This window comes from Defluviicoccus vanus, from assembly GCF_014672695.1.
Lineage (GTDB): Bacteria > Pseudomonadota > Alphaproteobacteria > Rhodospirillales > Defluviicoccaceae > Defluviicoccus > Defluviicoccus vanus.
In genome coordinates this window covers 1,274,640-1,291,178 of record NZ_CP053923.1, presented here as the reverse complement: position 1 = coordinate 1,291,178, position 16,539 = coordinate 1,274,640, and the positions used below count along the sequence as shown (strand labels likewise).

Here is a 16,539-nt window from a genome sequence, read left to right as displayed (position 1 = left end):
ATGGCTCGCCTCCAGCTTGCGCATGACATAAGTCGGACTGGGGTGCGCTTCGAACTGCATGCAAAGCCGCTCATCGGCGCGGCAAGAGCGATCCCCACCGACCGGTGGGCGGAGGAGGCGCCGGCGGAGTTGCTGCCGGGCGTTGGACGGCTGCTGACCTGGTGCGACGACGAAGCGGCCGTCGTTCGTGATGCGGCCGGCGTCGTCGTTCCGCACGCGGCCGTCGCCCAGCTCGACGAGCGGGTGGCACGCACCCTGCGGCTGCCGCCAGCGTGTCCCTTCGTTCTTGACCTCGGCCACGACGGGACCCTCGATCAGCCGCAGTTCCGCTTCCGCATCACTTGGCGTCGCGCGACCGGCCAGCCGGTTGCGGGGCTGCGGCGGATGGGGGCGTTCCTTGAGACGAGCGGCCAAAGGCATCGCCTCGCGGAGCCGCTGTTCAGCCTCGTCGAAGGGATCGAGGCGGTCAACGCGGCGCCGCCCGAGGACCTGGACGAGCGGTTCCGGGTCTGGGGGCGCATCCAGGCGCTCCTCCCCGACGAGACGCAGCGGTCGGTTGAGCTCGACGGCTACCTGCGGAGCACCCGCATCGCGCATGCGACGCGCTTCTCCCTCGCCCTCGAAAGCGGTGCCGACGGCTTCACTTTCTCGCCGCTCCTCTTCGGTCCGCGCCGGGTTGTCGCCGACGCGGACGAGACGGGCGAGGTGGCGGAAGGCGAGAACGAAGGCCTCCTGCCGCCGGCGCAGCAGCAGGTGTTCGCCGACAAGCGGTTTCCGGCGAGCCTCGACGCCAGGGCGCGGTATGCGCTCGGCACCGGCTGGTACCTCGTGCTCGAGGAGGGCGTCCGCCGGGCGCTCTCGGTGGTCCGCCGGGCGCAGGNNGCCGCCGACCGGGAAACGCGACGGCAGTTCGCCCGCAACCCGCGTGCCTTTCTCCGGAAGGCCCTCGCCGACCAGTTCGACGAGGAGGCGATCGACGCGCTGTTTGTTGAGACCGCCGAGTATTCCCAGCGCGTCGAGGACGTGGGGCTCTGGCAGCCGAGCGTGCTGCCGTGGGTGAAGCGGCCCACCGAGCCATGGCTGCCGGAGACCCGCGGGCTGCGCGTCGGCGACCGCAACATCCCGGTCACTCCCGCCGAGGTCGCGCAGATCAGGGAGGCGATGGAGCAGGCGATCGCCCGCGGCGAGTCGTCCGTCGCTTGGCTCGGCGTCGACATCCCGGCAAACGAAAAGACGCTGCAGGCGCTCGAAGACGTCGCCAAGCCCGACGATGCGGCGGCAGCGGCCGGCGGCGACGCCGGGCCGAAGCCCGAGCCGCCGGCGGGCGAGGATGCGCCGCAGCGGGAACGCGTCGTCCTGCAGATCGCCTCCCACTTCGAGGACGTCACCTACCGGCGCAGCCTGAAAGCGCGGCGGAGCCCAATCACCGACGGCCCGCCAACGGCCCTGGTCACCGCGCCGAAGCCGCATCAGGTCGAGGGGATCGGCTGGCTGCAGCAGCGATGGCGGGAGGGGATGCCGGGCGTTCTCCTTGCCGACGATATGGGGCTCGGCAAGACGCTGCAGGCGCTGGCGTTCCTGGCCTGGCTGCGCGAGGGCATGCAGGCGGGCGGCGTCCCGGTCCGGCCGATCCTCGTCGTCGCGCCGACCGGCCTCCTGAAGAACTGGGAGGAGGAGCATGACCGACACCTAGCCGAGCCGGGGCTGGGCCAGCCGGTGCGCGGCCATGGCCCCTCGCTGCGCGCGTTAAGATCGGAAAAGAGCGGCAACGAACTCGCGCTTGGCAGCGCCCTTCTCGATGCCGACCGGCTGCGTTCGGCCGACTGGATCCTGACGACCTACGAAACGATGCGTGACTACCAGCACAGCTTAGCCGCGGTGCCCTACGCAGCCATCGTCTTCGACGAGGTGCAGCGGATCAAGACGCCGGGCACGCTGATGACCAACGCCGCCAAGGCGCTGAATGGCGACTTCGTCGTCACGATGACGGGTACGCCGGTCGAGAACCGCTTGGCCGACCTGTGGTGCATCATCGACACAACGGCCCCGGGCCTCCTCCTCGACCTCAAGAGCTTCAGCCACGAATATGAAGGCGACCGCGATGCGGCGGCGCAGCGGACGAAGCTCGCCGCCCTCAAGGGCCGGTTGACCGAGGGAACGGCGGAGACGCCGCCGGTGATGCTGCGGCGGCTGAAGGCGGACCAGCTGCGCGGGCTGCCAGTCAAGCATGAGCACGTGATCCCCGAGACGATGCCGCGCGAGCAGGCGGCGGCCTATCGGGACGCGGTCGGCGCCGCCCGGGCGAAGGTCGCCAAGGGGACCATCCTCGAAGCCCTGCACCGGTTGCGTGGCATTTCGCTGCACCCGTTCGACTCGCAGGACGCAGACGATCCCGGCTACGTCGATCAGTCCGCGCGCTTTCGGGCGATGTTCCCGGTCCTCGACCGGATCAAGGCGGCGGGCGAGAAGTGCCTCATCTTCCTCGAAGACCTGGACATGCAGGGCTATCTCGCCGCCCTACTGCAGCGCCGCTACCGCCTCCCACGTCCGCCGATGCTGATCAACGGCGGTGTCGGCGGGCCGGACCGGCAGACTCGGGTCAACGCCTTTCAGAAGGCTTCGGACGGCTTCGACGTGATGATCCTGTCGCCGCGCGCCGGCGGCGTCGGCCTCACGCTGACCGCCGCCAACCACGTCATCCATTTGTCGCGGTGGTGGAACCCGGCGGTCGAGGACCAGTGCACCGACCGCGTCTACCGCATCGGCCAGGAGCGGCCGGTGCACGTCCACATCCCGCAGGCGCGGCACCCCGAGTTCGCCGACCAGAGCTTCGACTGCAAGCTCCACGCACTCCTCGAGCGCAAGCGCACCCTCAGCCGCGACCTGCTGGCGCCGCCGCTCGATGCGACGCTGGATGCGAAGGAGCTGTACGAGGGGACGGTCGGCGGATCGACTGCCAGCGACAAGACAGACAGGTAACGTCGAGAGCGGAATCCCACCGCCGTGCAGTCAGCGCGCACCTTCTTCAATGAGGCCGCGGCATTACTGCCGCGGAAGTAGCCCAATCGCTAGGATTACCTCCCTGCACGTAGACAGCTTCAATGAGGCCCGGCATTACTGCCGCGGAAGTCCGGCCGGCCGCGCCGCACCGGCGTGACGTTCGCGATCGCTTCAATGAGGCCGCGGCATTACTGCCGCGGAAGTCGTAAGCACACAAGACGAAGGAATAACTGACCCTAGAGCGGAGGCCGATCTGAGTGAATCGTTGGGGATTCCCATTGGGGGCTGGTTCTGATTCAAGATGTCTGCCGGAGGAGGAGGCCGGTGGACATGTCGACAGCGCTTTCCCTCGATCTTCGCGTCCGGGTTCTCAAGGCGGTGGCGGAAGGCGCGAGCCATCGCGCGGCGGCGGCGCGGTTCGGCGTCAGCGCCGCCAGCGTGAGCCGATGGCGGGCGCTGGAGCGGACGCAGGGTGATCCGCGCCCTGGCCCGCTCGGCGGCGACCGCCGCTCCGCCCGCGTCGAGGCGCAAGGCGCGCTGATCCGGCAGCTGATCGAGGCGACGCCGGACGTCACCACCGAAGAGCTGCGCGCGACGCTGGCCGAGCGGGGCCACGGTTTCGGCTACGGCACGCTGCAGCGGTTCTTCCGCCGCCACGGGCTCACGCGCAAAAAAGACCGGCCATGCGACCGAACAGGACCGCCCCGACATCCTGAAGCAGCGCGAGGCGTGGTTCGACGGCCAGATCGACCTGGCCCCGGAGCGCCTCGTGTTCATCGACGAGACCTGGGCGAAGACCAACATGGGCCGTACCTACGGCCGCGCGCCCCGCGGCGAGCGGCTGCGCATGGGCTTCCCCCATGGCCACTGGAAGACCACGACCTTCGTCGGCGCCCTGACCATGCGCGGCATGATCGCCCCCTTCGTGCTCACCGGAGCGATCAACCGCGACGCCTTCGATGCCTATGTCGAGAAGGTGCTCGTCCCCGAGCTCCGCCCCGGCGACATCGTGATCATGGACAACCTGTCCAGCCACAAGGGGCCGCGCACCGATGCGCTGATCAAGGACGCGGGCGCCAGCCTCCTCTTCCTGCCGCCCTACAGCCCCGACTTCAACCCCATTGAGAAGGCGTTCGCGAAGCTCAAGGCCCTGCTCCGCAAGGCCGCCNGAGCGCACCGTCGAAGCCCTCTGGGCCGCCATCGGCCGCTTCGCCGACGACTTCACCCCAGCCGAGTGCGCAAACTACTTCAGCGCCTGCGGATACGATCCAGACTGGTAGGATTCCGCTCTAATGCTTCAATGAGGCCGCGGCATTACTGCCGCGGAAGTCTTCCGTTGTCCGCTAAGTACCTCTCGGACTTTGGCGAGCTTCAATGAGGCCGCGGCTTACTGCCGCGGAAGTACAGACATACGGTCCCCCGCAGTGGTGTAGCTGGTATCGCTTCAATGAGGCCGCGGCATTACTGCCGCGGAAGTGGAAGGCAAGCAGCTAGCTTCAGCTATTGGCGACGTCGTCCGCTTCAATGAGGCCGCGGCATTACTGCCGCGGAAGTACCTCCGCGAGCGCCTTGACAAGCTGGAGGATAGGATAGGCTTCAATGAGGCCGCGGCATTACTGCCGCGGAAGTGTTAACCTATGACACATGGAAAAAGGCGGTAGACGAAGGGCTTCAATGAGGCCGCGGCATTACTGCCGCGGAAGTAATGAACGATGACGCTGCGGCCTGGCTTGATGACCCGCTTCAATGAGGCCGCGGCATTACTGCCGCGGAAGTGCCGATCTCCCTGTGTGCGACCTGAATCGGTAGACCCAGCTTCAATGAGGCCGCGGCATTACTGCCGCGGAAGTCCCTCGCCGTCGGTGGGTGCCGAAAGAGCCAGGTGCCAGGCTTCAATGAGGCCGCGGCATTACTGCCGCGGAAGTACCGGAAGCGACCATCAGCCTGAAGATCAAGGTAAAGTTGACGCTTCAATGAGGCCGCGGCATTACTGCCGCGGAAGTCGCAGTGGTGTGACATCCGGGAGAGACCGGCAATATGCCGCTTCAATGAGGCCGCGGCATTACTGCCGCGGAAGTCTTAGATAGACCATGCTCCGTGCAGGTAAGTCGCCGAGCTTCAATGAGGCCGCGGCATTACTGCCGCGGAAGTAGGCGTATTCTACCTTTTCCAAGTCATCGTCAGATAGCAGCTTCAATGAGGCCGCGGCATTACTGCCGCGGAAGTGTGGTGGTCAGCGCCGACAAGGACATGCTTACCCTGCGCTTCAATGAGGCCGCGGCATTACTGCCGCGGAAGTGTTCTCATAGGATTTGTCGTATGGCTGGCAACTCAAGAGCTTCAATGAGGCCGCGGCATTACTGCCGCGGAAGTACCATTGTGGCGTTGGTTCGTTGTAAGCGAAGCTCCGGCCGCACCTGCTTTTCGCTTGCCAGAGTGCTCGGTCTTGACCTCGGCCGCAGCGGAATGGGTCACGCGGCGGCGCGGTGGAGGGCGTCCTGCTCGGCCTTCCATGCCCAGGGGGTGAGCTCGGCGAGGCGGCGGTTCGGCCAGCCGGAGACGAGGCGGGCGAGCACGTCGGCGAGCCAGGCTTCCGGGTTGACCGCGTGCCACTTGCAGGTCTCGATCAATGACGCCAGCACCGCCCAGTTTTCCGCTCCCAGGTCATGGCCGGCGAAGAGTGCGTTCTTGCGATTGAGAGCAATCGGCCTCATTGAGCGCTCGATGACGTTCGAGTCGATCTCGATCCGGCCGTCGTCGAGGAAGAGGCTCAGCCCCTCCCACTGGTTCAGCGGGTAGCCGATCGCCTCGCCCAGCGGCGACTTCTTCGACAGCTGCGCCCGGCATTGCTCGAGCCATGGCCGCATCGCGTCCAGCAGCGGCTTCGTCCGCGCCTGCCGGACGGCTCGCCGTTCGCAGGCGGGCCTGCCGCGAATCTCCGCCTCGATCTCGTACAGCGCGGCGATCCGCCGCAGCGCCTCATGGGCGATCGGCGCCGGCCGCTTCTGTGCGACCTCGTAGAATCGCCGGCGGCAGTGTGCCCAGCAGTGGGCGAGGAGGACGCCGCCGTCGGCGGACCCGGCAGCCGCTTCGTCGCCCGCAGCCCCGGCCACCGCCTTGTAGGCGGCATAGGCGTCGGTCTGCAGGATGCCGCGGAAGTCCTTCAGCAGCGTGGCCGCGTGCGCGTGGCCGCGGCCGGGTGCGTAGGTGAACACCACCGCCGGCGGATCGGCGCCGCCCCACGGCCGGTCGTCGCGGGCGATCGCCCAGAACCAGCCGGTCTTCGTCCGGCCGCGGCCGGGATCGAGCACCGGTGCCGGCGTCTCGTCGACGAACAGCTTCGCCGAGCCGAGCAGATCGTCGCGCAGCAGCCGCCACAGCGGCTTCAACTCGGCCGCCGCGGTGCCGACCCAGGAGGCCAGCGTCGAGCGGTCGAGGGCGATACCCTGCCGGGCGAGCATCTGTGCCTGGCGGTAGAGCGGCGCATGGTCGGCATATTTCGCCACCAGCACGTGCGCCACCAGCCGTTCGGTGGGCAGGCCGCCCTCGATCAGCCGCGGCGGCGCCGGCGCCTGCACCACAGCACTCCCGCAGGCGCGGCAGCCGTACTTCGGCCGGCGGGTGACGATCACCTGCCAGCGCATCGGGATCACGTCGAGGCGTTCGGAGCGGTCCTCGCCGATGATGTGCATCGCACCGGAGCAGCACGGGCAGATGGTCGTCGGCGGCTCGATCACCACCTCGATCCGCGGCAGATGTCCGGGCAGGGTGCCGCGGTTCTGCCGCCGCTCGCGGGCGCGGGCCTCGCGTCGCGGCGGATCGGCCTTCTCCGCCTCGGCGTCGGCTTCCGCCACCGCCTGCTCGAGGTCTTCAAGCGCCAGGTTCAGCTGGTCGGGGTCGAGCGCCTCCGACCGCCTTCCGAACTGCATCCGCTGCAGCTGGCGGATGAAGTGCTGCAGCCGCTCGTTCCGGTCCTCCAGCCCGCGGCGCAGGGCCCGCTCGGCGGCGAGCTCGGCCCGCATCGCCAGCAGCGCGGCGCGCAGCGCGGAAGGATCGTCGGGGATCGCGTCGAGGTCGGTCATGAGCGGCGATTCTAAGCACGATGCCAGACGCTTACCAGAGTTCTTGTGGCTTCCCCGGCAGGCCGGCACAGCCTATTGTGCCTTCTTCGGTCGACCGAGACGCGGCGCGTGCATCCGCGACCAGTCGAGGCCATCCAACAGCGCCGCCAGCTGCGCCGCCGACAGCCGCATCACGCCCCCGGTCACCGGCGGCCAGCGAAAGACGCCTGCCTCCAGCCGTTTCCACACCATCACCAAGCCGCTGCCGTCCCAGACGAGCAGTTTCAGCCTGTCCGATCGTTTGCAACGGAAGACGTAAATTGTCCCGGAGAAGGGGTCGTGCCCCAGCGCCGTCTGCACGATCGAAGCGAGGTCGGTCGGCGCCGCAGCGGAAGTCGACCGGCCGCGTCGCCACCAGCACCCGGACGCCTGAAGGCGGGACGATCATCCGAGCGCCTTCAGCGTCCGGAGCACGTCCGCCAGGAGCACCGGATCGGCGCCCGGCGACACCCGCACCCGAGCACCGGCAAGCTCGATCTCGATCGCCGGACTGCCGGCTGGACAACGCCCCTCGCTCACCACTACCGGCACGAAGTCGAGCGGTACCGCGTCCGCCGTCGCCGCGTCCGCCGCTTGGCGCAACTCCTTCCGCCAGGCATACAGCTGGTTGCGGTGCAGCCCGTGCCGGCGGGCGACCGCGCTCGCCACGGCGTCGGGGGCGAAACTTTCGGCGACGATCCGCGCCTTCTCCTCCCAGCTCCACCGCCGCCGCCGCTCACCCCACGGCAGTACCTCGCCCTGACGGGCGCTTTGCCAATTAATTGGCACCTTACTTGGCAAACGATCCACGCGGCGCCTCCGTCCTGGGAGCCGCCATCATCCGCGAGCAATCACCGGCCGCAACGTGGGGTCAGAGCTCCGCTTACGGTTCGTTTTCTTGGTAGCGCGCTTCAATGAGGCCGCGGCATTACTGCCGCGGAAGTGCTGCCTACGCTGCCTGCAGGGCTACGCTAGGATGGCAGGCTTCAATGAGGCCGCGGCATTACTGCCGCGGAAGTTATACTGGCTGGGATTTCGCAATGCCATCGATCATTGCTTCAATGAGGCCGCGGCATTACTGCCGCGGAAGTAGCCAGCGGCCTTAGCGCCCCAGCGAAAGAGCGCAAGGCTTCAATGAGGCCGCGGCATTACTGCCGCGGAAGCTAAGGCTTATTCTTATCTTAACAGTAACGGTGAATATGCTTCAATGAGGCCGCGGCATTACTGCCGCGGAAGTCCCCGAAGTCGTTACCCTGCAAAAGCTGCCGCTGTGTATGCTTCAATGAGGCCGCGGCATTACTGCCGCGGAAGTCCGCAGTCGCAGAAGAAGGAACCGCCTAATGTTGACAGCTTCAATGAGGCCGCGGCATTACTGCCGCGGAAGTAGCGATCAGTCATTCGCTTGCGCTCCTCAACTGTTCGGCTTCAATGAGGCCGCGGCATTACTGCCGCGGAAGTTCGTCTGGCGTGAACCTATCGGAGACAGATGGCGGGAGCTTCAATGAGGCCGCGGCATTACTGCCGCGGAAGTACAACCTCCGGCGAGACCAGATACTCGCCATTATAGGGCTTCAATGAGGCCGCGGCATTACTGCCGCGGAAGTCTATCCGGGTGCAGGACACGGTTGGAAACACCTACACGCTTCAATGAGGCCGCGGCATTACTGCCGCGGAAGTTGGGTGGCTGGCCGAGGGAAATGGCGGCGGTATCGTTGCGCTTCAATGAGGCCGCGGCATTACTGCCGCGGAAGTTTGATGCGCTAATCGATCCGCGACTTCCTGCCGGACGCTTCAATGAGGCCGCGGCATTACTGCCGCGGAAGTAATTCGCCCTTCGGTTGTAGACTCCGTGGTCAACCCGCTTCAATGAGGCCGCGGCATTACTGCCGCGGAAGTCTCTATGTCATTGCAGAGGCATTACGATGTGAGGCGGCGCTTCAATGAGGCCGCGGCATTACTGCCGCGGAAGTGGCCAGCTTGTAACACGTTGAACTGACAGGGGCCAGGAGTGGCTTTGCGAGCGCTTCCGATTTCAAGGGGCAAAAGCGTCGTCCGAGCCCCCTTGCTGACGGTTGACGATGTCCAAGAACGCATATCTTTCAACGCCTTAGAGGGCTGCGAGCGCTCCCCGGGATTCTGACGCCACAAGAGCGCTCGCGGCAGCACGGCAAAAAAAACGCCAAACCCGTCAGACGATGATCGGTTGCCGGTCTACCGCGGCGAACACCTTGCCGAGGCTGACCACCCGCAGTTCGACTTTATCGGCATGGCCCAGGTCGCGCAACAGGACGTGGTCGGCGGTTGCGGGTCTCGAAGTCGAAGGTCGGCTCGTCCGCTCAGCCGACTTTATGAGCGCACCGCGATCATCGTCATCACCAACCTCGCCTTCGGCGAATGGCCTAGCGTGTTCGGCGACGCCAAGATGCCCACACACTCCTTGATCGTCTCACCCATCACGGCGAGAGCATCGAGACCGGCAACGAGTCCTGGCGCTTCAAGAACCGCGCCTGATCGATCCGTCTCAGTTTGCCCAGGTGGGCAAACTGGCATCTCCCGCGCGCGCCGCTCCGTCGTTCGTGAGGCCACTGCTCAGTGCGCGGGTCCTCCCCGTTTGTAGAGAATCCTCACGCCGCATGATTCAGTGCGCCGATGCTGGCATGTTGGCGCAGTCGAACACGCGCACATCCTCAGCATCGCCTGAATGCCGGCCAGGGCGGCGGCGGGTGGGATGGTCAGGCGGCGCGGCGCCCGGCGTTGCTCAGCCGATGCTGGACGATGCGACCTATATCAGGTCGCGCAGGCCCCAGACCAGCGAGCCTGGATTATCGTATGTTACCAATCCATTGCGGCCGTGCTCGACGCCGTCGATGCTGGCTTGATGCGTCGTCAGCACCCAGCGACCGGCTGCGAGCGCGCTTCGGGCAACGCTGTGGTCCTGCGCGACCCGGCCTGGCACCACAAGGATATCACTGTCGTTGAGCACGGCGGCGAATGCGTCGCTGTCGAGGTGACCGAGAAAGCGGCAGCGCGGTGCGAAGCCGGCACTGTTGGTGCGGGCCATCATCTCCGTCTTCAGCGGCCCGTCGCCGACAAACAAGAAGCGTACCTCGGTTGAGTCGGCGACGACGATGGCCGCCGCATCGACGAGAATGTCCACCCCGGCGGCCTGTGCCATCTCGCCAGCGAACAGCACGGTGACCGGTCGATCGCTGGCCACCGACACCTCGCACACCGCCGCTGCTTCCATGCTAGCCGCTGGCTCCCGCGATACCACCCGCATCGTCGGTGTGCTGGGGAGCGGTGCAGGTGAGGGCGTGGGGGATAAGGCGGGGGAGGCACCACGGCTGCTTCTGCCAGCGCTACAGGGCGTGCCTCCTCAGTGATCGCGGGATTCAACGACATCAGCGATGCGGTTGAGTCGGTGTCCGTCGGCATCGGCGCAGATTCGGCGGCTTGCGGCGGTGCGGTGCGTTCGCCCTCGCCGGCGGCATCCACCGGCTGCCGCCGGCGCAATCCGCCCAGCATCCATTCGATGGTGGCGCGTAGCCGGGCGAGTGGTGAGGGGCGCGCCACTGCCTTTGGCACGGCAACCACCGGCGGATCCGCAGCGAACGGCGGCTCCGGAATGAAGGGCTCTTCGCTTGCGACCAGCACCGGCACCGTTAGCGACGGCTCCGGCGGCACCGGTAGCGACGGCGCGGCGGTGGCTGCCGCTGCTTCGACGCTCACCTCCGGCGCAGCAGGGACCACGTCGGCAGTGGGGAATGGGGCGGCCGGTGCCAGGATGTCGGTCGTCGGCATATCGAGCGCTACCGTGGCCAGTGGCGCTGCCGAAGCGGCAACGACGGCGTTGAGCGGCGGATCGAGAGCGGCGATCAGGTCATCGATCTCCGCCTGTTGCGCGCTTTCCCATAGCGCTTCGAAGCGGACGTGCAGCATCAGCCGTCCCCGCGTCCGGTCCGGCCATTCCCCGCTGGCGGCGCGAAACTGCAGCCGGCGATCGGATCGCAGGAATTGCGGCCGACCCATAGAGGCACGGTCGTGCCGTCCGGTTGGTGTTCGACCAGCAGCGCCACCGTCGGCGCGTCACGCAGGCTGTAGCCGCGATCGACGACGCCAAATTCGTAGGCCTTGCCGGACCTGCCGCGCCATGTGGCCATGTAAGGCGGTGACAGCGGGACGAAGCGAGGCAAATACATCGGCTCTCCTCTGGCTGCAGGCTGTAGGCTCGTTGCCTCCGCGGCGGGGTCGGCGCGCCAGGGGTCGAAACGACTGCTTGCCCGGACGGCGCTATCATTTGAAGACGAGACCCGCCGGGGGTCTCGCGAGGGATCGAGACGTCCCGGCGGGCGCGGGCGCATCATTGCCGGTGGCGGCACGGCGGATGGTTCCCTGTCGGGATCACCATGCCGCCACCCGTGCAGCAAAGATGCAACCCTGAAGTGTCCCACGACAAAACTCCTGACGATAGGCTATCCGTCACTCGAAAGGCTATATTACCGACGTGTGACCAGACCACAAAGGCTCAACGTCCATACGAAAAGCGAGTTCCAAGGAGATGTTGGCGCGCCATATCTACCCGCAGGCGGCAGAATGGCTTATGGTTGCGGGACCTTTGCGTTGCCGACCGAAGTACGACCGGCGGTGGTGACGGCTGGGCTCCGGACTGGCGCCAGACTGATGCCGGGACGGTGCCGCGGGATGGCACAGCGGCGAACGGTGCGCATGCGAGGTGGACGATGCCCTATCTGATCTTGCTATTGGTGGCCTGTGCGGTCGCCCTGGTTGCGACCTGTGCCCTGATGTAGCCGCAACGCCACCCGCCGTTGCTTGCCGACGCACTTGGGTCACTCTGTAAGCGGAGGCCTTCTTAGTCCGTTTACAGGAGCGCAAGCGGGCTGTTATGGTGCGCGCGCTTTGGCTTAACGGAAATTGCAATCGGAAGCGGTCGGCGGTCCCGGGCGGGGTGGGTAGCGTCGAGCCGTCGGCGAGATGGCGTTATTTCATGAAAATCGTTGCGTGTAACAGCAATCGGGCACTCGCCGACGCCCTGTCTGCGTACCTCAATCTGCCCTTGGCAAGGGCAAGCATCCGACGCTTCTCCGATATGGAAGTGTTCGTCGAGATTCACGAAAACGTCCGCGGCGAGGACGTCTTCGTCATTCAGTCCACCTGCTATCCGGCTAACGACAACCTGATGGAACTGCTGGTCACGCTGGACGCGCTGCGTCGCGGCTCGGCGCAGCGGATTACCGCCGTCATTCCCTATTATGGCTACGGGCGACAGGATCGAAAGTCGGGCCCGCGGACGCCCATCTCCGCCAAGCTGGTGGCCAACCTGATCACCGTCGCCGGTGCCGACCGGGTACTCACGGTGGATTTGCATGCCGGTCAGATCCAGGGCTTCTTCGATATTCCGCTCGACAATCTGTATGCGGCGCCGGTGTTCATCAAGGATATGGAACAGCGGTTCCACGCCGACGAGATGATGATCGTTTCGCCCGATATCGGCGGCGTCTTCCGGGCGCGGCTGATTGCCAAGCGGTTCGGCAGTGACTTGGCCATCGTCGACAAGCGGCGCGAGAGCGCCGGCGTGTCCGAGGTCATGCACGTCATCGGTGAGGTGGCCGATCGCCATTGCATCCTGATCGACGATATCGTCGATTCGGCAGGCACCATCTGCAATGCGTCGGTGGCGCTGATGGAGGCGGGGGCCGCCTCGGTATCTGCCTATGCGACGCACGGCGTTCTTTCAGGCGGCGCGGTCGCCCGGCTGTCGGCGTCGCCGTTGCAGCGTCTGGTGATCACCGACAGCATCCCGGCGACAGAGGCGGTGCGGGTGGCGCATAATGTCGAGCAGGTGTCGATTGCGCCGCTGATGGCGGAAGCCATGCGGCGGATCAGTGATGAGGCTTCGGTTTCGAGCCTGTTCGACTAAAAACCTGATTCATTTACGACAGAGGCGGGGCGGTGGCCGGCGCGCCTGATTGCCCCATTTGAGGAGTTGAGTGATGACCGAGACGACGACCCTGAACGCCGAGGTGCGCAGCCGCGCCGGAACCGGCGGCGCTCGCGAAACCCGCCGTAACGGGCGGACGCCGGCGGTGATCTACGGCAGCAAGCTGGACACGCTAATGATCAGCCTCGACAGCGCCGAGCTGGCGAAGCAGGTCCGCCGCCATGGCTTTCTGAACCATGTGTTCGATATCGATATCGAGGGCCGCAAGGAGCGGGTGATCCCGCGCGAGGTGCAGAACCATCCGCTGAGCGGCCGGGCGTTGCACGTGGACTTCATGCGCATCTCGGCCACCACGGCGATCACCGTCGAGGTGGAGGTGGTGTTCATCAATGAGGACAAGGCGCCGGGGCTGAAGCGCGGCGGTGTTCTCAACGTGGTGATGCGGACGATCGAGGTTGAGTGTACGCCGGACGCGATCCCGGAGCAGTTGACCGTCGATCTTAGCGGCCTCGAGATTGGCGACGCGATCCATCTGGGTGCCATCGCCCTGCCAGCCGGCGTCGAACTGACCGACCCTGACATCGAGGCCACCGTCGTAACCCTGGCGCCGCCAACCGTCGAAGGCGCGGGTCAGCCGACTGCGGCCGAAGGCGACGAGGGAGCCGGCGCCGCCGGCTGATCGCTGGCGGTTGTAGACGCCGCGTCGTCCGCCTTCGCCGCGGAGGACAGCCATGGCTTCGCCGCAATGGCTCCTGGTCGGGCTCGGCAACCCTGGTGCCGAGTACGCCGGCCATCGCCACAACATCGGCTTCATGGCAATCGATACCATCGTTGCCCGGCACCGGCTCAGCTCGGGTCGGGCGCGATTCAACGGCGAGGTGTTTGAAGGCCGGATCGGCGATACCGCAGTCATGGCGCTGAAGCCGATGACCTACATGAACGAATCCGGCCGCTCGGTCGGCATCGCCGCCCGCTTTTTCAAGCTCAACAGCGCCCGGGTCATTGTCTTGCATGACGAACTCGACCTCGCCAGCGGCAAGCTCCGGGTCAAGCGCGGTGGTGGGGCCGCCGGGCACAATGGCCTGCGCAGCATCGATGCTCACTTCGGTCAGGACTATTGGCGGGTCCGCCTCGGCATCGGCCATCCCGGCGACAAGACGCGGGTGATCGGCCATGTGCTGCGGGATTTCGCCGCCTCCGATCGGCTCTGGCTCGATCCGCTGCTGGCGGCGGTAGCGGAAAACATGATGCTGCTGCTGGCTGACGACCCGGCCGGGTTCATGAGCAAGGTGGCGCAGGCGACGCAGTCGGTGCGGCCGCAACCGGCGGCCGACGACACCAAGGATACAAAAGGAGNNAGCGCACGGGTGGGGTTTAACTGCGGCATCGTCGGATTGCCCAACGTCGGCAAGTCCACCTTATTTAACGCGCTGACCGCGAGCGCGGCTGCTGCTGCCGCCAACTTTCCCTTCTGCACCATCGAGCCCAACGTCGGCCGAGTGCCGGTGCCTGATCCGCGTCTCGATGGGATTGCCACCCTCGCCAAGTCGGCGAAAATCATCCCTACCCAACTGGAGTTCGTCGACATCGCCGGTCTCGTCGCTGGCGCCAGCAAGGGCGAGGGGCTCGGCAACCAGTTCCTCGCCCACATTCGCGAGGTGGACGCCATCATCCAGGTGCTGCGCTGCTTCGATGATGCCGACGTGGTGCACGTGGCGGGTGGCATCGATCCGCTGCGTGATGCCGAGATCATCGAAACCGAACTGATGCTGGCCGATCTCGACAGCCTTGAACGGCGGGCGGCGACGCTGACGAAGAAGGCGCGTGGCGCTGACAAGGAGGCCAAGGAGGCACTGCCGGTGGTCGAGCGGGTGGTGACGGCCTTACAGGCGNGGGAGCCGGCACGCAGCATCACCTTCGCTGACGACGAGCGGCAGATCCTGATGGGGCTGCAGTTGCTGACGGCGAAGCCGGTACTCTATGTGTGCAACGTCGAAGAGGACGCGGCGGCCGAAGGTAACGCTTGGTCGGCACGGGTGGCCGAGTGGGCAGCGGCGGCCGGCGCTGATGCGGTGCCCATTTCCGCCAAGATCGAGGCCGAGGTGGTCGAACTTCCCGAGGCGGACCGTCTCGCCTATCTCGAAGGCCTGGGCCTGCACGAGACCGGCCTCTCGCGGGTGATCCGGGCCGGCTACGGCCTCCTCGATCTGATCACTTATTTCACCGCCGGGCCGAAGGAGACGCGGGCGTGGACGATCCGGCGCGGGACCAAGGCACCGCAGGCGGCGGGCGTCATCCATTCGGATTTTGAGCGCGGCTTCATCCGCGCCGAAACCATCGCCTACGACGATTTCATCGCCTGCCACGGCGAAGTGGGGGCGCGGGAAGCGGGACGGTTGCGCTCGGAGGGGCGCGACTACGTGGTCGCCGACGGCGACATTCTGCTGTTTAAATTCAACGTCTGACTTTCTGCCCGCTGAGGGGTGAGTCGCGGCGACGCCGCATTACTGCCAGTGGCTGAGGTCGCGGCCGAGAAGTTCACCCAGGCGTGTCACTTCCGGCGCGAAATAGGTGACGAGTTCGTGGCGGAGTTCCGCATCCAGCGTCGGCCGATGGTTCTCCACGGTGTTGCGGCTTCGCAGCCACTTGCGCAGCCGTCGCGTCCGCAGGCGCAACTGCTGCGGTGAAATATTCGCGGCGTTGATTACCCGCATCAGCAGCGGCGGTGGGTTGACGGCGAACTGGTGAAGAAATTGATTCCTGTAGGTGCGGTGCGCGTTCTTGGGGTTGAAGTGATTCTCTTCATCCTGCCCAAGGCCGAGGAACTGGCAGACGTCGCGGTAGAGTTTCTCGGGGCTGCGGCTGAAATCGTCGAACACCACCACATAGCAGCGCTCACGCCCGACCCGGGCAAAGATTCGCTCCACGTGTGCTGCAAGTTTGCCCACATCGCCGTAGAGAAGCAGGCGCGGATCGCGGCAGCGCTTCGGTAGCGATCGCCCCGCCCGGCGTTCTTCCTGCAGCGCCCAGGCGCGGGAGAAGTCGCGCTGGTCCTCGTCGAGGAGAAACACCAGCCGGCCATGGTAGGAGTAGACCATGTCCACCGGATTGCGGACGTGAATGATAATGCGTGCCTCGGGATCGAAGGCGAGGATGTGTTCCAGCGCTGCCGGTGAGTAGAGCGAGGAGACCGAACCTTCGCCAAAAGTCAGATGCTGATCCGACAAATGCGGGAAGAAGGGTTCGATGAACTGCTTCATCCAGAACTGTTCATCCATCGCCGCCAAATCCTGGACGAAGAGATGCGTCTCCTTCGGCCGGGAGAAGAGNACCTGCGGGTGGCGGGAGAGAATCTTGCTGAGTGCGGTCGTCCCACAGCGCGGGGCGCCGACGATGAAGAAGCTGGAGCGATTGGCAAACATTGGAACTGGATCCGATAGTATGCAGCCGGGAAAGGAAAAAGCGTCGACCTCGTCCCAA

Annotated in this window: 10 protein-coding genes, 3 pseudogenes and 2 CRISPR repeat arrays; of the genes and pseudogenes, 7 read left to right on the top strand and 6 right to left on the bottom strand. The window is 66.0% G+C overall.

What is annotated here, in order from left to right:
- Window positions 1-2,979 carry a DEAD/DEAH box helicase gene (locus tag HQ394_RS05825; RefSeq protein ID WP_456151488.1) on the top strand — a complete coding sequence of 993 codons (2,979 nt, stop codon included), beginning with the start codon at window positions 1-3 and terminating at the stop codon, window positions 2,977-2,979.
- 351 nt (window positions 2,980-3,330) lie between these two features.
- A pseudogene (locus HQ394_RS05820) lies at window positions 3,331-4,280 on the top strand (IS630 family transposase).
- 161 nt (window positions 4,281-4,441) lie between these two features.
- A CRISPR array of direct repeats spans window positions 4,442-5,373; the repeat unit is 36 nt; unit sequence GCTTCAATGAGGCCGCGGCATTACTGCCGCGGAAGT.
- 98 nt (window positions 5,374-5,471) lie between these two features.
- Here the strand turns inward: HQ394_RS05820 and tnpC are convergent.
- From tnpC to tnpA, 3 genes are all read right to left on the bottom strand, one after another.
- The gene (tnpC, locus tag HQ394_RS05815) at window positions 5,472-7,082 is read right to left on the bottom strand and encodes an IS66 family transposase (protein WP_190260388.1); all 1,611 of its coding nucleotides are present in this window, start codon (window positions 7,080-7,082) and stop codon (window positions 5,472-5,474) included.
- Between the two features lie 72 nt (window positions 7,083-7,154).
- Window positions 7,155-7,424, bottom strand: coding sequence for an IS66 family insertion sequence element accessory protein TnpB (gene tnpB, locus HQ394_RS05810; protein ID WP_263053788.1), 270 nt, complete (start codon window positions 7,422-7,424; stop codon window positions 7,155-7,157).
- Window positions 7,425-7,505: 81 nt separating this feature from the next.
- A complete protein-coding gene (gene tnpA / locus HQ394_RS05805) occupies window positions 7,506-7,889 on the bottom strand; it encodes an IS66-like element accessory protein TnpA (RefSeq protein WP_190260387.1) in 384 nt (127 codons plus the stop codon).
- Between the two features lie 119 nt (window positions 7,890-8,008).
- Window positions 8,009-9,070: a CRISPR direct-repeat array (repeat unit 36 nt; unit sequence GCTTCAATGAGGCCGCGGCATTACTGCCGCGGAAGT).
- 368 nt (window positions 9,071-9,438) lie between these two features.
- Here tnpA and HQ394_RS05800 point away from each other — a divergent pair.
- A pseudogene (locus tag HQ394_RS05800) lies at window positions 9,439-9,611 on the top strand (ATP-binding protein); the annotation flags it as partial.
- Window positions 9,612-9,882: 271 nt separating this feature from the next.
- Here HQ394_RS05800 and HQ394_RS05795 read toward each other — a convergent pair.
- Both HQ394_RS05795 and HQ394_RS05790 read right to left on the bottom strand, forming a co-directional pair.
- Entirely contained in the window at window positions 9,883-10,380 is a 498-nt protein-coding gene (locus HQ394_RS05795) for a glycosyltransferase (protein ID WP_190262483.1), read from the bottom strand.
- 658 nt (window positions 10,381-11,038) lie between these two features.
- Window positions 11,039-11,299 (bottom strand): hypothetical protein, encoded by a 261-nt coding sequence (locus HQ394_RS05790; protein ID WP_223291885.1) that lies wholly within the window; start codon window positions 11,297-11,299, stop codon window positions 11,039-11,041.
- A gap of 806 nt (window positions 11,300-12,105) precedes the next feature.
- Here HQ394_RS05790 and HQ394_RS05785 point away from each other — a divergent pair.
- From HQ394_RS05785 to ychF, 4 genes and pseudogenes are all read left to right on the top strand, one after another.
- The gene (locus HQ394_RS05785) at window positions 12,106-13,038 is read left to right on the top strand and encodes a ribose-phosphate pyrophosphokinase (protein ID WP_190262481.1); all 933 of its coding nucleotides are present in this window, start codon (window positions 12,106-12,108) and stop codon (window positions 13,036-13,038) included.
- A gap of 73 nt (window positions 13,039-13,111) precedes the next feature.
- A complete protein-coding gene (locus tag HQ394_RS05780; protein ID WP_190262480.1) occupies window positions 13,112-13,738 on the top strand; it encodes a 50S ribosomal protein L25/general stress protein Ctc in 627 nt (208 codons plus the stop codon).
- Between the two features lie 52 nt (window positions 13,739-13,790).
- Window positions 13,791-14,339 (top strand): annotated as a pseudogene (gene pth, locus HQ394_RS19615) (aminoacyl-tRNA hydrolase); the annotation flags it as partial.
- Between the two features lie 87 nt (window positions 14,340-14,426).
- The gene (gene ychF / locus HQ394_RS19610) at window positions 14,427-15,524 is read left to right on the top strand and encodes a redox-regulated ATPase YchF (protein ID WP_223292040.1); all 1,098 of its coding nucleotides are present in this window, start codon (window positions 14,427-14,429) and stop codon (window positions 15,522-15,524) included.
- Window positions 15,525-15,563: 39 nt separating this feature from the next.
- Here the strand turns inward: ychF and HQ394_RS05770 are convergent, their stop codons facing one another.
- Window positions 15,564-16,481 (bottom strand): sulfotransferase family protein, encoded by a 918-nt coding sequence (locus tag HQ394_RS05770; RefSeq protein ID WP_190262478.1) that lies wholly within the window; start codon window positions 16,479-16,481, stop codon window positions 15,564-15,566.
- Window positions 16,482-16,539 lie beyond the last annotated feature (58 nt).

Coding starts and splice junctions, on each gene's coding strand:
- tnpC (WP_190260388.1), bottom strand. CDS start 7,082: ATGACCGACCTCGACGCGATCCCCGACGATCCTTCCGCGCTGCGCGCC.
- HQ394_RS05795 (WP_190262483.1), bottom strand. CDS start 10,380: ATGCGGGTGGTATCGCGGGAGCCAGCGGCTAGCATGGAAGCAGCGGCG.
- HQ394_RS05790 (WP_223291885.1), bottom strand. CDS start 11,299: ATGTATTTGCCTCGCTTCGTCCCGCTGTCACCGCCTTACATGGCCACA.
- HQ394_RS05785 (WP_190262481.1), top strand. CDS start 12,106: ATGAAAATCGTTGCGTGTAACAGCAATCGGGCACTCGCCGACGCCCTG.
- HQ394_RS05780 (WP_190262480.1), top strand. CDS start 13,112: ATGACCGAGACGACGACCCTGAACGCCGAGGTGCGCAGCCGCGCCGGA.